The 17586-nt window shown below is 48.0% G+C and carries 18 protein-coding genes; 11 read left to right on the top strand and 7 right to left on the bottom strand.

Features of this window, described 5'->3' with window-relative positions; genetic code table 11:
* Positions 1–344: 344 nt before the first annotated feature.
* Positions 345–1478 carry a hydrolase gene (locus LSG34_RS20040; protein ID WP_233011113.1) on the top strand — a complete coding sequence of 378 codons (1134 nt, stop codon included), beginning with the start codon at positions 345–347 and terminating at the stop codon, positions 1476–1478.
* Positions 1479–1490: 12 nt separating this feature from the next.
* On the opposite strand, the gene LSG34_RS20035 is transcribed toward LSG34_RS20040, so the two are convergent.
* From LSG34_RS20035 to ylqF, 5 genes are all read right to left on the bottom strand, one after another.
* The gene (locus LSG34_RS20035) at positions 1491–2381 is read right to left on the bottom strand and encodes a DMT family transporter (RefSeq protein ID WP_233011112.1); all 891 of its coding nucleotides are present in this window, start codon (positions 2379–2381) and stop codon (positions 1491–1493) included.
* On the bottom strand, positions 2381–3262 hold the full coding sequence (gene cysM, locus LSG34_RS20030) for a cysteine synthase CysM (RefSeq protein WP_233011111.1): 882 nt from the start codon (positions 3260–3262) through the stop codon (positions 2381–2383). The genes LSG34_RS20035 and cysM overlap by 1 nt, the downstream gene beginning before the upstream one ends.
* Before the next feature lie 87 nt (positions 3263–3349).
* A complete protein-coding gene (locus LSG34_RS20025) occupies positions 3350–4099 on the bottom strand; it encodes a TrmH family RNA methyltransferase (protein WP_233011110.1) in 750 nt (249 codons plus the stop codon).
* Between the two features lie 68 nt (positions 4100–4167).
* Entirely contained in the window at positions 4168–5832 is a 1665-nt protein-coding gene (locus tag LSG34_RS20020; RefSeq protein ID WP_233011109.1) for an amidohydrolase, read from the bottom strand.
* A 40-nt stretch (positions 5833–5872) separates the two neighbouring features.
* On the bottom strand, positions 5873–6808 hold the full coding sequence (gene ylqF, locus LSG34_RS20015) for a ribosome biogenesis GTPase YlqF (RefSeq protein WP_233011108.1): 936 nt from the start codon (positions 6806–6808) through the stop codon (positions 5873–5875).
* A gap of 161 nt (positions 6809–6969) precedes the next feature.
* On the opposite strand from ylqF, the gene LSG34_RS20010 reads away from it, so the two are divergent.
* A complete protein-coding gene (locus tag LSG34_RS20010) occupies positions 6970–8421 on the top strand; it encodes an FG-GAP repeat domain-containing protein (RefSeq protein WP_233011107.1) in 1452 nt (483 codons plus the stop codon).
* A 2-nt stretch (positions 8422–8423) separates the two neighbouring features.
* Here the strand turns inward: LSG34_RS20010 and LSG34_RS20005 are convergent, their stop codons facing one another.
* The gene (locus LSG34_RS20005) at positions 8424–8900 is read right to left on the bottom strand and encodes a hypothetical protein (protein WP_233011106.1); all 477 of its coding nucleotides are present in this window, start codon (positions 8898–8900) and stop codon (positions 8424–8426) included.
* A 126-nt stretch (positions 8901–9026) separates the two neighbouring features.
* Here LSG34_RS20005 and LSG34_RS20000 point away from each other — a divergent pair, with 126 nt between their 5' ends.
* Genes LSG34_RS20000 through LSG34_RS19990 form a run of 3 tightly spaced genes read left to right on the top strand, consistent with a single transcriptional unit; the run spans position 9027 to position 12695 of the window.
* Positions 9027–9623, top strand: a complete 597-nt coding sequence (locus LSG34_RS20000) for an aspartyl/asparaginyl beta-hydroxylase domain-containing protein (protein ID WP_233011105.1) — start codon at positions 9027–9029, stop codon at positions 9621–9623.
* Positions 9592–11583: a phytanoyl-CoA dioxygenase family protein gene (locus LSG34_RS20890; protein ID WP_233011104.1), complete on the top strand. Its 1992-nt coding sequence runs from the start codon at positions 9592–9594 to the stop codon at positions 11581–11583. The genes LSG34_RS20000 and LSG34_RS20890 overlap by 32 nt, the downstream gene beginning before the upstream one ends.
* Entirely contained in the window at positions 11580–12695 is a 1116-nt protein-coding gene (locus tag LSG34_RS19990) for a hypothetical protein (RefSeq protein WP_233011103.1), read from the top strand. The genes LSG34_RS20890 and LSG34_RS19990 overlap by 4 nt, the downstream gene beginning before the upstream one ends.
* Here the strand turns inward: LSG34_RS19990 and LSG34_RS19985 are convergent.
* Positions 12665–13429 (bottom strand): hypothetical protein, encoded by a 765-nt coding sequence (locus LSG34_RS19985; protein ID WP_233011102.1) that lies wholly within the window; start codon positions 13427–13429, stop codon positions 12665–12667. The two genes, LSG34_RS19990 and LSG34_RS19985, sit on opposite strands and share 31 nt — an antisense overlap.
* Positions 13430–13530: 101 nt before the next feature.
* Between LSG34_RS19985 and LSG34_RS19980 the strand changes: the two genes are divergently transcribed.
* The 6 genes from LSG34_RS19980 (at position 13531) to LSG34_RS19955 (ending at position 17569) form a co-directional block, all read left to right on the top strand.
* On the top strand, positions 13531–14040 hold the full coding sequence (locus LSG34_RS19980) for a GNAT family N-acetyltransferase (protein ID WP_233011101.1): 510 nt from the start codon (positions 13531–13533) through the stop codon (positions 14038–14040).
* Between the two features lie 134 nt (positions 14041–14174).
* Positions 14175–14462 (top strand): DUF6916 family protein, encoded by a 288-nt coding sequence (locus LSG34_RS19975; RefSeq protein ID WP_233011100.1) that lies wholly within the window; start codon positions 14175–14177, stop codon positions 14460–14462.
* A gap of 72 nt (positions 14463–14534) precedes the next feature.
* Positions 14535–15071: a phage tail protein gene (locus LSG34_RS19970; protein WP_233011099.1), complete on the top strand. Its 537-nt coding sequence runs from the start codon at positions 14535–14537 to the stop codon at positions 15069–15071.
* A gap of 13 nt (positions 15072–15084) precedes the next feature.
* A complete protein-coding gene (locus LSG34_RS19965) occupies positions 15085–15606 on the top strand; it encodes a phage tail protein (protein WP_233011098.1) in 522 nt (173 codons plus the stop codon).
* 11 nt (positions 15607–15617) lie between these two features.
* The gene (locus tag LSG34_RS19960; RefSeq protein WP_233011097.1) at positions 15618–16160 is read left to right on the top strand and encodes a phage tail protein; all 543 of its coding nucleotides are present in this window, start codon (positions 15618–15620) and stop codon (positions 16158–16160) included.
* A gap of 92 nt (positions 16161–16252) precedes the next feature.
* Entirely contained in the window at positions 16253–17569 is a 1317-nt protein-coding gene (locus LSG34_RS19955; RefSeq protein ID WP_233011096.1) for a S8 family peptidase, read from the top strand.
* Positions 17570–17586: the final 17 nt, after the last annotated feature.

Raw genomic sequence — 17586 nt, 5'->3', positions numbered from 1 at the left:
CTTAGAATTTAGTGGTCAATCACCCGAGCATGGCATTTCCCATGCGACAAAAACGTCTGGAACGTTTTTGAACGGCGCAGCCGGCCCGAAGGGTGGAGGGCAGGATGCCCGGAATAATGTAGTTCACAGCCCAGAATTCAACACCTCACTGCTCTTAAAATTCCAAACGGCCGCCCACAAGGGACGCCCCTACAGGCGATCTACACCAATTCCACCTACCTTTTACCCCCCTATTTGGCTATAATGCAGCCCGTTTTTACAGCAGTTTTGGGTGTGGTTTGATTTTAGTTCGCGCGTTACAGTACCTTTGGTTCAGAATGATCCGGCTTGGCTGGCGTTCATGGTTGAAATTAACACCATTGATGTTGTTAACCCTGGTCCTGATCTCCACTTTTGTCACACCTATTCCTGATCAGCAATACCATTTTCCGGATGAAAATACGGCAAACAGCAATTTCCATGTCGTTGAATTTGACGACGAAGGTCAGCCTCATGATTTAAAGCAGCAGCAGGCTTTGTTCGATCGTATTAAAAAGCCAGACTCTGCCACCGCAGAATTGGTGATTTTTGTGCATGGCTGGCATCAGAATGCGGCACCCACAGATTCAAACTTCGTTGCTTTTCAGACCTATATCAAAGAATTACAGCAAGTTGCTCCTCAGCGTAATTTGATCGGTCTTTATCTGGGTTGGCGAGGGGATAAATACGATCCACTCTGGCTGGATGAATCTTATAAAGCAGAAGGCTGGATGGAACCTCTGGATTTTCCTACCATTTTCCAACGCAAAAGGGTGTCACGTCTGGTTGGCGAACAAGGGGTGAGTCAGTTATTGGATAAACTGGATGCTGTAGTCGAACAAGGCCAACTGAAACGATACATCTTTATTGGCCATAGCTTAGGCGGTTCAGTGGCTTTGCACGCCAGTAAAGAACGGGTAAAAAAAGCCATAGATCTCGGTAAAGACAACCCGAATTTGTATTTATTGCTCAACCCGGCCGTGACAGCTAAAGAGTATAAACCGCTCGACACTTTATTAAGCGTCGACAGGCAAAAGCCCAGTATGGTGGTATTACAGTCCAAAGGGGACTTTGCGGTAAAAGAAGCTTTTAACTTCTTAAAAGATGGTGAGCAGGCGGTGGGAAATTCCTGGGCTATCACGCACGATATTGATAAGTGCCCCAGAGGTAACTGTGAGACTCCTATTCACCTTCATAGCAGCTTAGCTCAGCATGATGCTATACCAGGTTGCATGATGCAGCTCAACCGTTCGGGCTGGCGTATTCGTGCCCGGGTACAGGCTCGTCGCACTATCCAGAGTTGTGATGACGCCAATATGCAGGCGGTCTGGGTATTGGCTGTTTCAGACGATATTATTTTAGGTCACAATGGTATTTTAACGCCAAGCCATGCAGGTGCTTTGGCGGAAATTTTGAGTCTGATTGATTACCACAGAAACCAAATCCCCGAAGCTATTTGATAACCGCATGGCCTAATGCCATAAAATCAACACTGTGCCAGCTACTGTCAGGCTGGCACCTAGCCATGCGCCTAAAGCCGGTCGTCTTTTATAAACCAGCCATAATAAAGGCACGACCAACACAGGGCTGACTGACGACAGCATACCTATTAAACCTGCATCACCCGTTTTTAAAGCCTGCAAAATCAGCGTCATACCTATCACCATCGACAACCCCGCATTAACAAACACCATGGCGAATACTTTTTTTGTCATAGGTAAATAAACACGGGCCACCTTAAATCCTGCCCAGAACAGCAGCAGATGAGCAAATAAGGCGACTGTCATCCTTACCGCCGAAGCACTGACCGCATCGATGTCAGTTTCCATCAAAGGCTTTAACATTAAGGTAGAAGCAGCCTGGCATAAAGCTGAAGTTAAACCTAAGGCGATACCAGAACGAAGTTGGGATTGATTCGATTCCCAATGATGCTGTTCTTCTGCTCTGCGCCCCAGCACTATGGCAGTCATCACCCCTGAACTTAATAAACCACAGCCGACTAAAGTCCAACCCCAAATGGATTCATCTAAAAATAGATAAGCCAGCAACACCGAAAACATCGCATGAGTGGCAAATAACACACCGGCACGGCGTGGGCCTAATCTGTTCATTGAGGCAAATAACGAGGTATCCCCAATTAAAATACCAATAAGAGCCGAGATGGCCAAAAGCGGTAATTGAGGCAATGCCAAAGTTGTAAAGCCACCGCTGAAATAAGCCCAGAGCCATAACATGCTAGCTGCGCAAGCCAGGCGCCAACGGGTAAAAGCAAAAGCCCCTAAATGACTGGAAGCTGTGGCTGATAACAAACTACCGACAGCCCAGCAGACAGCAGCCAATAAAGCTAAGTATTCAAAAGGCACTAATAAATTCCTGAAGATAAATAACGATCACCCCGATCGCAGATAATGGCCACTATCACAGCGTTATCCAGCTGTTCGGCCAGACGTAATGCTGCATAGACAGCACCACCAGAGCTGACACCACAAAAGATACCTTCCTGCTGTGCCAGTTGACGCATAGTTACTAAGGCCTGGTCCGCTGTAATATCGATGATCTGATCAACCCGCTGCTTTTCATAAAAGCCTGGTAAATAAGCTTCTGGCCAACGGCGAATGCCCGGAATACTGCTGCCTTCAGCTGGTTGCAAGCCTATGATTTGAATATCAGGGTTGTGCTGTTTCAGATAACGCGACACCCCCATAATGGTACCTGTGGTGCCCATGCTGGAGACGAAATGAGTTATTTTACCCTGACTTTGTTGCCAGATCTCAGGGCCAGTCGAGGCGAAATGAGCCGCCGGATTGTCGCTGTTATTAAACTGGTCCAGCACTAAACCCACACCTTCAGCCTGCATTTGTTTGGCTAAATCACGGGCGTACTCCATGCCTTGTTCTTTACTGACCAGTATCAGCTCAGCGCCATAAGCCCGCATCGACGCTTTACGTTCATCCGTCATATTGTCCGGCATAATCAGCTTCATTTTGTAGCCTTTGATGGCCGCAGCCATCGCCAACGCTATGCCAGTATTGCCGCTGGTGGCTTCAATCAGGCAGTCGCCCGGCTTAATATCACCCCGGGCTTCGGCTTGTTGCAGCATATAAAGAGCAGGCCTGTCTTTGACTGAGCCGGCCGGATTATTACCTTCGAGCTTCAATAGCACAGTGCTCTGCGTGTGATTGGCCATACGTTGTAGCCGCACTAAAGGTGTCTGGCCAACATGATCTTCGAGGGTAGGGAACATAAAACCTCAGCGGGGCAGAAGAAATTGCGCTTAGTGTAGCGGATCTGACTGCATGCTTACAGACGGATCCGCTATAACCAGGACTATCTAAGAGGCAGAAAGACGCTTCAGGTTGTCGCACAAAATAGCAGTGGCTATACCCACATTGAGTGACTCGGTTTCGCTGAATGCAGGGATAGTTACCGGGTGGCTGATCACGGGCTTTAGTGTAGGGCTAATACCATTGGCTTCATTACCCATCACCAGATAACCACCGGCTTTACTGAGCTTTAATTGATGCACTGATTCACCTTCGAGATAAGCACCATACACAGGCATAGAGCTTTGCTCTAATACCGGCAATAACTCCTGATAAAACATCTGCACCCGCAAAAAGGAGCCTTTAGCTGCAGCTATCACTTTGGGGTTGTATAAATCCACTGTGTCAGCTGAGCAAAGGATGTTGCGGATGCCATACCAATCGGCGACCCGAATAATAGTGCCTAAGTTGCCCGGGTCATTGATTTGATCCAAAACCAGCACCCAATCGCCTTTCTGCTCTTTAAATGGGACTGTTACTGGTATTTCAGCCACGGCCAAAGCGGCGTTATTGCTATTAAAAGTACCGACCTGCACTAGCTCATGTTCAGTGCATTGCTGTACCAAATCGGCTTTAGCGCAAAGAGCATGGTGGTGCTGCAAAAACTGTTCAGTGCCAAAGACTGCGCGCACTTTCCACGAACTGTGCAGCAACTCCAGCACAGATTTTTCGCCTTCGACAAAAAATAGTTGCTCTGCCTTGCGGTATTTTTTTTGCTGCAGGGAGCGGATCAACTTCGACCATTTCTGACTAATCATAAACCCTTCTTACTTGAAGCCTTGCTGCAACTCCAATGAATTTGGGTTACAACCTTCTTACCTGAAGCCTACATTGAGGCCTTATATTTTTGTTGTCCGGCGACCCAGCTTTGGTGCACTTTGGTTTGCCATAAAGTTTCTGGGGCTACTTTGAAAATATCGCGGTCGACCAAAATAAAATCAGCCCACATGCCTGGGGCTAATGAACCCATGCTTTGATCCTGAAAGGCGCCATAAGCAGCGTCCAGAGTAAAAGATTTTAATGCCTGAGTTAAAGTCAGACGCTGTTCTGGCAACCAGCCACCTACAGGCTGATTTTGCTGATCCTGACGTGTCACTGCGGCGTGAATACCGTAAAAAGGATTGGCCAGTTCCACCGGATAATCTGAGCCAGCTACGATACGGCTGCCTTGATCAACAAAGCTTTTCCAGGCGTAAGCGCCACGTAAACGGGCTATGCCTAAGCGATCGGCTGCCATATTTTTATCTGAGGTGGCGTGAGTCGGTTGCATAGCGGGCAGAATATGCAGCTGGGCAAAACGTGGAATGTCTTTAGGTGAAACAATCTGCGCATGCTCAATGCGGTGACGTCCTTGCTCCAGTTGCTCTTTGCTTGCCAGTTGTTCGAATCTGTCCAGCACCAGGCGGTTGGTTAAATCACCTATAGCATGCACGTTGGTTTGAAAACCTGCGTCCAGTGTCAGTTTCATTACTGCTGTTAACTTATCTGGCTGGGTAACAAATAAACCTTTTTGGCCAGGCTGATCAGAATAAGGTTCTATTAAAGCTGCACCACGGCTGCCCAGAGCGCCATCGCCATAAATTTTCACTGAGCGGGCGACAAAAATGTCGTCTTTATCCAGGATAGGACCGGCCTTTAACCAGTCGGCTAAATGCGGATCTGTTGCCGATAACATGGCGTAAATACGTAGCGGCAGTTTGTTGTCTTTGCGCAGTTGTTGATAACTTTGAAGGTTGGCCTGATCCACACCTGCATCGTGAGTAGAAGTAATACCCAAAGCCAATAAGTGCTCAAAAGCAGCATCTAGTGCAGCTAAACGTTCGGCTTCGGATTGCTGTGGAATTTGTTTTTCCAGCAATAACATAGCGTTGTCTATCAATACACCTGTTGGATTGCCTTCAGCATCCCGGATTATTTCGCCACCTGGTGGATCTATGGTTTCTTTGTTGATGCCTGCCAGTTGTAGCGCTTTGCTGTTGGCCCAGCCGGCATGACCATCCACCCTGGTTAACCAGACTGGCTTATCTTTAATGCTTTCGTCCAGCAGGGTTTTGCCTGGAAACTGCTGGGTAGGCCATAGCACCTGATTCCAGCCACGGCCTAAAATCCACTGGGATTGTGGATGCCCTTTAGCAAAAGCTGCCACTTGTGCCACGGCCTGAGCTTCGCTGCTGCTGGTGCGCAAATCCACCTGATTTAAATTTTGGCCTAAACCCAGCACATGACCATGGCCATCAATCAGACCAGGTAATAAAGTCTGGCCTTTACCATCCATTTGTTCTGCTTTGTGATAGGCCGCAACTGCGGTTTTATCGCCACGAGCTAATACTTTGCCCGTCTGATTATCAAACGCAAAATGACTGAATTCGGCGATTTGGCCTTTTTCATCAAAGCCATAACCCTGAATATTGTGCAGCACTACAGGAGCGGCTGATAACGAGCCGCTGGCAATGAATAACAGACTGAAGATTGAAGGAGTAAAAAAACGCATAGCACAATTCCCTGGTTGGTCCGTCGCCGGACCTGCCGGGCTAACGGTATTTTTTCTTAGCTTTTTGCTGACGGACTTTTTCCCGCTCGGCTTTTTCAGCAGCTCTGGTGGCTTCCTCTAACTTAGCATTCTGCAATTCCTCTGTCACCATGTCTGGCGTTTCCAGACTGACAGGGCCAAACAGACCAGCTCGAAGTTCAGTAATTAAAATCGATCCGGCTTTTTGTAAGTCAACCACACCGCCTTTACGCATACAACCACGGCGTTCGCCCAAGGCATCTAACAAGGCGACGTCATTTTCTGGCTGCTCTTTTAACTGATAACGCGCCATTACTTGTTGTGGGTAAGCTTTGAGTAAATAATCTGCGGCAAAAATAGCGATATCAGCGTAATCAAAGGCCGTATCTTTAATGGCGCCTGTCACTGCTAAACGATAACCACAGCTGGCTGGGCTTAGCTTGGGCCATAAAAAGCCCGGGGTGTCTGTCAGGATCACATTGTTATCCAGTTTGATCCGTTGTTGTATCTTGGTTACACCAGCTTCGTTGCCGGTTTTGGCGATAGTGCGGCCAGCTAATGTATTGATGATGGTTGATTTTCCAACGTTAGGAATACCCATAATCATGGCGCGGGCACCGCGTATATCTAAATTCCGATCTGGCAGCATCTGGTTGCAAAGTTGTAACAAAGCCTTGATTTGTTCAGGGTTTTGCTGACTAATAGGAATGGCTTTAATGCCTTTTTCCTGTTCAAAGCGTTCAACCCATAAGGCGGTAACCGCAGGGTCTGCTAAGTCAGCTTTGTTCAGTACTTTAATCACCGGAGTGTCACCGCGTAGCTCTGGTACCAAAGGGTTTTCACTGGAAAAAGGAATGCGGGCGTCCAGCATTTCGATAATGATATCGACCTGTGGCATTACCTCGGCAATTTCTTTACGGGCCTTGTGCATATGGCCTGGGAACCAGTTTATCGACATAAAAACTCTCTTGGGTTAGCCGCATGGCGGTTGGAACAGAAAACAATTCAATATTTTACGCTGTTATCGGGCAGGGCAGGAACTTTTTTAAGGCTTAAACCTCCGATTAGCAGCTTTTAACGTAGAAGAATCTCGTATCGTTCAAATCGGAGTCAAAGGGAATGATGAAGTTGAAGTATCTCGCTGCTTTAGTTGCCACAGTAGTTATGAGCGCCGAGCCATTAATGGCTTCGGAGTTTAAGCAAGTACAGGTGCAACTGGAGCATCCGGCTAATGGCGATAGCTTATTTATTCCCGGCGCCAAAGCTTTGTTGCAATCTGGTCATTCTTCAGACAGTCGCTGGTTAAGTTGGGTCGATTTAACCACAAACAGTGCAAAACAGGTCCCTATCCCAACACAGGCGCAGTTTTTTCATAAAGCTCAGCTCAAAGGTCAGCCGGGCGAACAACTTGTTGTATTTGGTAGTCAAGGAGTCAGTGCTTTTAACGCACAAGACAGCAGTTGGCAGCGCTTGCTGAACACCGAGTCCTTATATCGCACTGTGGATGGCAAACGATTGTTGAAACTGGACTTTGTCTACGACTTTAATAATGATGGTTTATCCGACTTTATAGTGCCTGACTTTAATGCTCATCATGTGTATATGCAGCAACAGGACGGTAGTTTTACTAAATTCTCTTTGGCCGTGGAGGCTAAATCCCGCTTATTTGATGAAAACCCGGATTACAGTATCCGTAAAGCCCGTTTTCTGGATTGGAATGCGGATGGTCGCACTGACATCGCTTTTGCAATAGACGATAGCCTGGTGTTGTATCTGCAAACTGAAACTGGCTTTTCTACAGTGGCTCAGACTGTAGAGCTGGGGCTTGGTTTAACACCTGATGCCTTGGCTGAAGTGCGGGGTGGTGATGGCCGCAGCTTTAAAGGGTTGTCTATCAACAGACTGTATGATGTGAAAGATTTAAATAACGACAGTATCGCCGACCTGATCGTACGTCAGGAGCAATTTGCCGATGCGGTGGAGCAAAGCTATAGCTACCGTATCCATTACGGTCAAACAGGGGCGGACGGCCTGCAATTTAAAGCACAACCTGATGCACGGATCAACACCAAAGGTATTCAGTCTGAACCTGAATTTACTGACCTGAATAATGATAAGAAACTGGACTTTTTCACCCCAGCTGCCGAATTTGGCATTGGTACTTTAGTGCGGGCTTTGCTGGCGGGCACAGCCAATATGGAGCTGCAATTTTTCCCTCAGCTGCAAAGTGGCAAATTCCCTGATAAAGCTGTATACCGGCAGGACGCCACAGCTCAGGTCAGCATTGGCAATGCACAGGTCAATTTGCCGGTACTGAAAGTGCTGGTGTCAGAGCAGGCTCCGGCTTTGCTGTTAATAGGGGATGAAGACCATCTGAAGCTGTATCAAAGCGCCAAAGAAAAACTATTCAGCAGCAAAAGCATCAGATTAAAACAGGCGATACCTCTGAACGGCATGCTGGCGACCACAGCCGATTTAGACCAGAACGGCAAAATGGATTTGATTTTGCCTTTTACCCATTTAGATCCGGAAGCGGTGCGTAACCAGCTGCATTTTATTTTGCAGCAATAAGCTTAAGGTCTCAACCAGAGGTTCATCTGAGGATAACCAGCTTCGGAGCCTGCAGCTTTACACATGCCATACCAGCTCAGCATGGGGTGGCCAAAACCGCTGCCCGTAGTAAAGGCCTCAATATAAGACTCTGAACCGCCCTTATAGCCCTCGCTATGGAATAAAAACTCCGGGGGCAACTTTAAATACCGCAATGCTGCCCAAGACCAGGCAATAGCAGCCATTTCCTCTGCCGGTCCCTGACCTGCTGATTCATTGACATTGTCATTTAACAGATGCCGGGTTGATTCCGGCATCACTGCTATATGTCCGGCTTCGTGCAATAAATCCCCCGGATAACTCAGTTGCTCCGGGTCAATCAGCAAGGTGCCATTTTTGATCAGAATGCCTGGTAAAAAGCCGGATGCTGGTAAAGCTTCCAACTGGTAGTGGATACCTATAGCGTCGAAAAAATCCAGCACCTGCTTTAACTCATTCATGCAATCCAAACCTTTGCTGCCAACTAAGTGATACCTGGTGGGCTAAAGGAATTTTCCGGCCAGAGCTTTCTAAGTTCCTTTTTTCTGTTAGTCTGGATTTTATAGAGGAAAACCAGTGATTTAGCTATGAGTATTTGTCATTTTTCTTTCCTTGGATATGCGGAGAATTATCAGCAAATCCAACAGGAACTGCGGCTGCTGGAAGCTCAGCCATGGATAGAACATGTCAACAGGCGGGATTATCAGGGCGAATGGGATGTACTGCCGCTGCGTTGTGCCGCAGAACATCAACATGCTCACGGTATTTTACAAAGTTTTACCCTGACAGAGGCTGAGCACTGGGTGGATTTGCCTGTGCTTGAGCTAGCCCCAGCTCTGAATCACTTTCTGGCCAGTTGGCCTTGCCCTGTCAAAGCGGCCCGTTTGATGCGGCTACACCCACAGGCTGTGATCAAACCACACCGCGATCATGGGCTTTGTCTGGAACAGGGCGAAGCCCGTTTGCATTTATGTCTGCAGTCTAACCCTCAGCTGTATTTTTATGTCGCAGGGCAAACTGTGCCTATGCAGGAAGGGCAAATTTGGTACATCAATGCGGATCAAACGCATAGCGTCGAAAATCTTGGAGCTGGCAGCAGAATTAATCTGGTGCTGGACTGTGTGGTGACCCCTTGGCTGAAGGAGCAAGTCTGTGCAAAAGCAGCAGAACAAAGAACTCTTTAACTGTGCTGATCTGGAGCGTTTTGGCCGTGCTTTGCTGGATTGCCCGTCTTCTGGTTTATCCAAACAACTGGTGGACCCAGTGCTGCATAAGCTGTGTGACCTGATTGATCTTGAATTACATCCGGAATTCTTTACCGATCCAGATGCAACAGCTACAGCTTATGGCAAGGCAGTTTCACCTACTACTGCAGCTCAATGTGCGGAAGACGCAGAACGGGGCCGGGTCTTTACCCAAGGACTGTATCAGGCTATTTGTGATCAGCTGCAGCTGAAACCCACTCAACCGGTGCGCTTATTGTATGCAGGCACAGGCCCCTTAGGCTGGTTGTTATTACCCTTGTTACCTCTGTTTACTGCAAAGCAGCTTCAGGTCACAGCTTTGGACATTCATCAGTGGTCATTACAAAGTTTGAAAGGTCTGACCGATCGTTTTGCCTTATCGGATCGGATTTGCGACTGGGTCTGTGCCGATGCCACAACATGGCAACCCAAATCAACACAGGGCTTTGATTTGATCCTGTCGGAGACGATGAAACATCTGCTGCAGCAAGAGCCTCAGGTGCAGGTATTTTGTCATTTGCAGCAATTTTTAACTGCACAAGGTCAGCTCATCCCACAACAAATTAAACTGGATGCGTATCTGGAGTGGACTGAACAACAGCAGAAAAAGCAGCAGTGGCTTGGGCCATTATTTACGCTGGATTTAGCCTTATGCCGCACTTTGGCCTCTGGTGATCAGTCGGCTTTTTACGGCGAGCTGTGTTTGCCTGAGTTTGAAGCAGGGCCAGTGGATCTGAAGTTAACCACAGAAGTGCAGGTGTACCGGGATCACTGGCTTAAAGAACAGCAGTCACAACTTACCTTACCCCGTTATAAACAGCGACTGATGCTGCAGCCAGCTTCGGTTGTGCGCTTTCAATACCAGCAGTTGGGTGAACCGGACTTTGAATTTCAGTACACCGAGTTATGGCCAACCTTGTGCGATAGTAGCGACACCAGTTGTGCTGGTTTATTCCATGCCAAAAGGTTATGGCAAAAGGCGATGCTCAAACGCTATAAAAAGTTGCAGGACTCAACCACAGAGGAGTGGGTTCTGGATAAAGCTCTGCTGGATTTGTCTGGGATTGGGCTGGAACCTGGTATTCAGGCTTTACATCGCTGTGGCCGATTAAGCGACTTTGCTGCCTTTTTAGCGCCTTATCTACAGCAACTGGACGTCGATGCGCTGAATCAGCAACTGCAGGATTTGCAGCAGCAATCCGCCACGCCGCTGCCTGTGGTACTGACAGCTGAGCAATTAGAGTTCTGGCAGCGTGAAGGTTATCTGGTGATCCCCGGCGTATTAAGCGCAGAGCAATGCCGGCAAAGCCGTGAGGTGATTTGGCAGTATTTGCAGGCGGATCCACAGCAACCAGACAGCTGGTATCAGAAAACGGACAAAATGCAGAAAATTATGCTGCAACTGTTTCGCCATCCAGTGCTGGATGCCAATCGTGAGGTACCGCTGATCCGGCAGATTTTTCAGCAGCTTTGGCAGCGCACCGATTTAGTCATGACCACAGACAGAGTGAGTTTTAATCCACCGGAAACTGCGCTTTGGTCTTTCCCCGGACCCGATATGCATTGGGATGCGGAACTGATAGCGCCAGTGCCTTATGCCACTCAAGGACTGATTTATTTAACGGACACCGAAGAGCAACAAGGCGCTTTTAGTTGTGTGCCGGGTTTTCATCACCAGATTGATGATTGGATCAGAAACTCAGGTAAATCTGCTATGCAGTTGCAGCAGCAAAACTGGGTTGAATGGCCGGTTAAAGCCATAGCCGCCAAAGCGGGCGATTTAATTATCTGGCATCAGGCTTTGCCTCATGGTGCCAGTCGTAATCTTCATCATTTGCCCCGTATGGTGCAATACATCAATATGTATCCGGCAACTATGCTATCGGCCACCATGCCATGAACAGGCCGCAGCTGTACCAGCAACTGCTGCACAATGAAGTGCAATTGCGCTCTTTATGGGGTTGTGAAGGGCTGGAGCATTTTGTCCGCCTGATGGCTGGCTTTTTACACTGGCCAGAGCTGGATTTTCAGCAAATGCTGGTATTTTTGCGTGAGCAAAACCAGCAACTGGTGCAGCCTGATCTGGAGCCGTTCAGCCGTTGCTGGTTTCCTTATGCCTACAAAAGGGCAGGGCAACAACTACTATGGATCCCGGCTTTTCAAAAACCTGAACAGCCTTTTCTGGAAGATGATCTGGTGAGCTGGCGGCAAAGTTTGCTGGCGCAATTTATCCGGCCTGTCACACAGCTGCAGCCTTTATTGGCACAACTACAGAGCCTGCCTGTGGTACAGCCTGAATTGCTGATCTTCCACTGGTCCAGATGTGGTTCTACCCTGGTGTCGGGTTGTCTGATGTTGGAGCCAGAGCTGAAGGTTTTGTCGGAATCTATGCTGATCAGTGATGTGTTGCAGGACCCTGAGCTGAGTCACTATCAGGCGCTGTGTCTGGATTTGCTGGTGCGGTTGCAGGGCAGGTTCAGGCATCAGGAGAGCAAGCTGGTGATTAAATGCAATGCCTGGGATTTACAGCACTGGCGGCTATGGATTGCGGTTTTTCCACACAACAGATTGCTGGGTTTGATCCGCCAACCTGAAGCTATTCTGGCTTCCCACCAGCGTGTATCGGGCCGGCATATGGTGCGGCAACAACCAGAGCTCTGGTCCGGCATTCAAAAAGGGCTGAGCTTATTGGAATACAGAGTAGAAGTGGTCCGGCGGATGGCGGATTTTATGCTGGAATTGCAACAGGAAAAGCCAGTGCTGGTGCTGGATTATAAGCAACTGGTCACAACTTCAGCCACTGAACTGGCCACATTGCTGGGTATTTCACTGGATAAACAACAGGCTTTGCGCTGGCAAGAGCGCAGAACTATGGATGCCAAGGCTCGGCAGACGGTATTTATTGCGGCGACACAAGACCCGGCAACGCAATTCACGCCGCAGGAGCAACAGCTGATCCGGCAGCGGCTGCACAGCTGTTATCAGCTGTTATCAGGCCAGGGGCTGGCATAACCCAGACGTTGTGCCAGTTGGGCGATTTGCTCAAATTGACGGAGCCGCGGAAACTCCAATGGCTGCGACTGCAGAGCTAAACCAAACTGATCTACCTTCTGCTGAACAGGCCAGTGGCTTGCGGTGGGGATATCTAAAAAGGCGGCCAGTTGCTGCTGGCTTTTTGCTGAAAACAACTGGCTAAAACTCAGACTCAGCCAGTCGGCTTCTGGCCAGTGTTGTTTATAACGCAAAGCCTGATGCTGTACTTCAGCCCAATACCACAAGTTCTTTTCCGCCGGATTTAATTCAGGCCAAAGTGCTTTGTGCTGCTGCAATAAATCCTGCTCATCAGCCGGAAGATACAGGTTTTTGATCGGCAAATGTGGCAAAAAAGGCGGCACAAAGGCGTTCAGTTTTAATAACGAGTGTACAGACTGCAACGGGTCGCGGTGGATATGCACCACTTTTACCTGCTCCAAATGTTGTTGAAACCAGTCCAAATGCCGCCAGCATGGAAAACCCGTTTCAATATAAGCGTAACCTTGTGCTATTTGTTGCCGGATAAAGTCCAAATGGGATTTCAGCAGTTCTGCATTGTGGGTGAGCGGAGCTGATGGACTGTTGAGATCGGGCCTGTACTGAAAATGCAAAGGCTCATGCCGTACGACAAAATTGTCAGACCACAGCTGTAAGGTATCGGCCAGCCATTGGGTGCCACAACGTCCTGTGGACAGAACAAAATACGCTGTCATTAGCTCTTCCTTTCATCGTATAGCCCGGCAACTACCGGCTGGTAATTTGAAACCCTCTTAGTTATGCTGAGCCAAAACATAATATAAAACAAGGATATGCTATGCAAAAGCTGCAACTGCCAGAGGGGTTGTCAGTGCGCCCGGCCAATGGCAAAGACAAAGTGTTTCTGGAAGCTTTGTATCAATCCACAAGGGACGATTTGGGACTGATGGATGTATCCGCAGAGCAAAAAGCAGAGCTGATGGAAATGCAATTCAGGGCTCAGACTCAGGGCTACGGCGATGCGTACCCGAATGCGATGTATTTTATTATTGAAAAACATCTCGAAGCCATAGGCAAAGCCACGCTGGATTTTGGCCCAAATGAAGTGCGGCTGATTGATCTGGCGTTAATACCAGCGGCCAGAGGCAAAGGTTTAGGCGCTGCGGTAGTTCAGGCCTTTCAGCAGGCTTCCGCCGCAGTGGCTGTGCCTATGACGTTGACCGTGTTGCAGGAAAATACAGTAGCCAAAGTTTTGTACCAGCGGCTTGGGTTTGTCACGACAGCGCTGCAACAGCCTTACGAACTGATGATCTGGTATCCGCCTGCCTTACAAAAAATCATTATTTGAGTTTTGGCTCTAAAATGTGGCGAGTGTCTTTTTAAATTAACTTATTAAAATCTATGGTTTTTAGTGGCTTTTATCTGCTTACTTTTCTAAGCTGATTTGGCGCGACTAAAGGGTCATGGTATTTGGGAACTAGAATGCAACAATTTAACTTCGATACATTAACGGCCTTGCTGAACCAGCAGATCCAGTTAAAGGATGGCAGCAACAATATGGTTCAGCTCAATGTAGACAAGGTCTCTTTACCCCGCTTTACAACCGAAGAGTATGAAGCTTTTTCGGTTGACTTGAGCAGTGCAGCAGAAGTGCATTGCCCCAGTGGTAATTATCTGTTTAGCCACCCGTCTTTTGGTGAAGTGCAGCTGTTTATGTCGCCTTATGCAGCAGATAAGTATCAAATTGTGGTATCGCGCAAAAAGAACTGACACTGCGCAAGGTGAGCTGTGTTGTGCACCTGAGTTTGTAGTGTTTCCTTTCATTTCAGGAGAACAATAATTATGTCCATGCCTTATATAGGTGAAGTCAGAATGTTCGCCATCCCCTTTGCCCCACGGCATTGGACTGACTGCTCTGGTCAGCAGTTGGCGATTAATCAAAATCAGGCCCTTTTTTCATTATTGGGTACTGTGTTTGGTGGCAACGGCACTACAACTTTTGCATTACCTGATTATCGGGGCAGAACGCCTTTAGGTATGGGTACAGACTCAAGTTCAGGTATTACCTATACTTCTGGCCAACCCGGAGGTCTGGAGAATGTGACTTTACTGACAACACAAATTCCACAGCATACCCACTTATTTTACGCAAGCAATACGCCGGGAAACAACCCTAATCCAAGCCCTGCGACCGGCGCAAACCTCTGTGCTATGCCAACGGATGGGTCTTATTATGTGGCTCCCGACAGCAATCTGGCTGCCTTAGCTGCTGATGCGATAGTAGCTACAGGTGGTAGTCAGCCACACAGTAATTTGCAACCCAGTTTAGTGTTGCGTTTTTCCATCGCCCTGCAGGGCGTATTCCCATCCCGTAATTAAGGAGAGCCAAATTATGTCAGCACCTTTTATGGGTGAAGTCCGGGTCTTTGCCGGCACCTTTGCACCAAGAGACTGGGCCTTTTGTAACGGCCAAAGTCTGGCTATTTCTCAGTACGACGCGCTGTATGCACTGTTAGGCACAACCTATGGTGGCGATGGCGTTAATACCTTTAATGCACCCGATGCCAGAGGTCGTGTCCCTGTAGGTTTGGGTACTGGTCCGGGTTTAACTGCCAGAGTGCAGGGCCAGATGTATGGCACTGAAACAGTTACTTTAGTGACGACTCAAATTCCCGCTCACACCCATCAGGCTATGGTGTCTAATACGGCCGCCAACCTAAACACACCTTCAGGTCAGTTAATAGGCCAGGGTTTGCATTATCTGGCATCGACAGAAACAGCAAACCGGGTAGCGCAGATGTTGCCAAATACGGGCGGTACAGCAGGTGGCGGCCAGCCACATGAAAATATGATGCCTTTTTTGGCGATGAGTTTTATTTTGTGTTTACAGGGTATTTTCCCTTCACGTAATTAAGGAGATGCATGATGTCAGAACCATTTGTGGGGGAAATCCGGCAGTTTCCTTATAGTTTTGCGCCACACAACTTTGCCTATTGTGCTGGCCAGTTAATGCCCATTCAACAAAATACCGCGTTATTTTCGTTATTAGGTGTGAATTATGGCGGCAATGGCACCAGTAATTTTGGTTTACCAAATCTACAAGGCCGGGCCATGATGCATCAGGGCGATGGGCCTGGTTTAACCCCCCGTGTTATAGGGGAGGCTGAAGGTGCTGCAACTGTCACCTTAATCCAGACGGAAATGCCTGTACACAGCCATCTGATGACAGTCAAAATGGCAGGTATACCCAAAGTATCAGGCAGTGGCAGCGGCAGCTACCTGAGTCTGTCTTTGTTACCAACAAATGCGCAGCAAATGGCATACAACAACACGACAACAGGTTTGGTTCCTTTAGCTCCCACTATGCTTGGTGTGGCGGGCGGGGGCGGAGCCCATGAAAACCGGCAACCTTTTTTAGTGATCCCGTTTTGTATTGCGTTGTTTGGTATGTTCCCCAGCCGTAACTAAAAAAACGGGTTATATAAAAAAGACCTGAATATTCAGGTCTTTTTTATTATGCTCTCTGCTCTTGCCGACAGACAAAGGAAAGAAAGCCCTTGATGTGGAAACTTATAAGCAGTGTTTTACTGCTGGTCTGTCCTTTGGTGTGTGCTGATTATGAATTTGCTGTGGCTGAAAAAAAACATCGGTTGGAGTTTAACAATCCGTCTGATGCCCGGCAGACAGAAGCTGTTGCATTATTAAAGCCAGAGATGCTGCGGGTAAAAGTTGCCAACCGTTTACTGGTGGTGAGTTCCAGAGCCATTTCCCGGCAGGAATTACCAGAGCAACAGCAAAAACTCATTACAAAGATGGAGTTGTTGCTGCATTACCAGCAACAGTTTGTCTATCTACTCTCTCTGAACTCGCTTGAAGACGCATTACAAAACATAGCTGTTCTGGAAAAAGTACCAGGCGTCAGCTACGTGCAACCTGATTTATTGCCTATGCGCATAGAGTCCGAAAAGGCGCCATCCTTACTTAACACTTTGTATCTGAATGAACAGACCTTTTCAGTGGCAGATTATTTGGCGCTGGAAAAAATCTGGCCTTATAGCAAAGGCAAAGGCTCAAGAGTGGCAGTTATTGATACAGGCGTTTCGCTGAATTTACCCGACTTACGCCAGACTAAACTCAGGTTCAGTTGGGATATTGATTTGAATATTCCAGGCGCTGTGCCTGAGCCACATCAAAAACACGGTAATAAAGTTGCTGGCCTAATCTGGGCACAACCTGATAAAGTACAAAATATAAACAAATTCTCGCTGGGTTATGCCTGGGGGATAGCGCCGTACTCTGAACTGATCGCATTAAAGTTACAGCGTCCCTGGACTTCTAATCTACTCCTGGCTTTTTCTTTGGCCGAGCAGCAAGGCGCTGATGTAATTAATATCAGCTGGTTATTGCCTTGGGTAGCTGCACCTGTCAGAGATTATTTACAGTATCTGACTTATGAAGCCAGACAAGGCAAAGGTGTGGTGATCATAGTGGCTGCCGATCCTAAGTTCAGAACTAATGTTGGATTAGCGGCATTACATGAATTGCTGGTGGTCAGTTCGACCGACCATCAGGGCACATTAGCTGATGCCAGCTGGGGGCCTGCGGCAGATATTGCGGCTGCCAGTTATGTGTTAACGGTTAGTCAATTGCCGGGGCGACGTTATGAGATGTTTGCCAAAACTTCATCTTCGGCCGCTTTGGTGTCCGGGTTCGTAGCATTGTTAAGGTCGTGGCGGCCGGAGTTGACGGCAGCGGAAATACAGCTATTGTTATCAGAAACGGGAACTGCGAAAATCCAGAAGATACCGCAGGGCTCAGAGTTTAGTTACAAGGTGCTTAATGCACAAAAAGTTCTGGCTGAGCTTAGCAATAATTAAATTAAGTTGTTGATGTA

Source organism: Rheinheimera faecalis (genome assembly GCF_021290965.1).
In the GTDB taxonomy this organism is placed as follows: Bacteria; Pseudomonadota; Gammaproteobacteria; order Enterobacterales; family Alteromonadaceae; genus Pararheinheimera; species Pararheinheimera faecalis.
Note: the sequence above shows the minus strand (reverse complement) of the source record. Positions and strands in the feature narration are given on the sequence as shown.

Coding starts and splice junctions, on each gene's coding strand:
- cysM (WP_233011111.1), bottom strand. CDS start 3,262: ATGTTCCCTACCCTCGAAGATCATGTTGGCCAGACACCTTTAGTGCGG.
- LSG34_RS20025 (WP_233011110.1), bottom strand. CDS start 4,099: ATGATTAGTCAGAAATGGTCGAAGTTGATCCGCTCCCTGCAGCAAAAA.
- LSG34_RS20020 (WP_233011109.1), bottom strand. CDS start 5,832: ATGCGTTTTTTTACTCCTTCAATCTTCAGTCTGTTATTCATTGCCAGC.
- ylqF (WP_233011108.1), bottom strand. CDS start 6,808: ATGTCGATAAACTGGTTCCCAGGCCATATGCACAAGGCCCGTAAAGAA.
- LSG34_RS20010 (WP_233011107.1), top strand. CDS start 6,970: ATGATGAAGTTGAAGTATCTCGCTGCTTTAGTTGCCACAGTAGTTATG.
- LSG34_RS20005 (WP_233011106.1), bottom strand. CDS start 8,900: ATGAATGAGTTAAAGCAGGTGCTGGATTTTTTCGACGCTATAGGTATC.
- LSG34_RS20000 (WP_233011105.1), top strand. CDS start 9,027: ATGAGTATTTGTCATTTTTCTTTCCTTGGATATGCGGAGAATTATCAG.
- LSG34_RS19990 (WP_233011103.1), top strand. CDS start 11,580: ATGAACAGGCCGCAGCTGTACCAGCAACTGCTGCACAATGAAGTGCAA.
- LSG34_RS19985 (WP_233011102.1), bottom strand. CDS start 13,429: ATGACAGCGTATTTTGTTCTGTCCACAGGACGTTGTGGCACCCAATGG.
- LSG34_RS19980 (WP_233011101.1), top strand. CDS start 13,531: ATGCAAAAGCTGCAACTGCCAGAGGGGTTGTCAGTGCGCCCGGCCAAT.
- LSG34_RS19975 (WP_233011100.1), top strand. CDS start 14,175: ATGCAACAATTTAACTTCGATACATTAACGGCCTTGCTGAACCAGCAG.
- LSG34_RS19970 (WP_233011099.1), top strand. CDS start 14,535: ATGTCCATGCCTTATATAGGTGAAGTCAGAATGTTCGCCATCCCCTTT.
- LSG34_RS19965 (WP_233011098.1), top strand. CDS start 15,085: ATGTCAGCACCTTTTATGGGTGAAGTCCGGGTCTTTGCCGGCACCTTT.
- LSG34_RS19960 (WP_233011097.1), top strand. CDS start 15,618: ATGTCAGAACCATTTGTGGGGGAAATCCGGCAGTTTCCTTATAGTTTT.
- LSG34_RS19955 (WP_233011096.1), top strand. CDS start 16,253: ATGTGGAAACTTATAAGCAGTGTTTTACTGCTGGTCTGTCCTTTGGTG.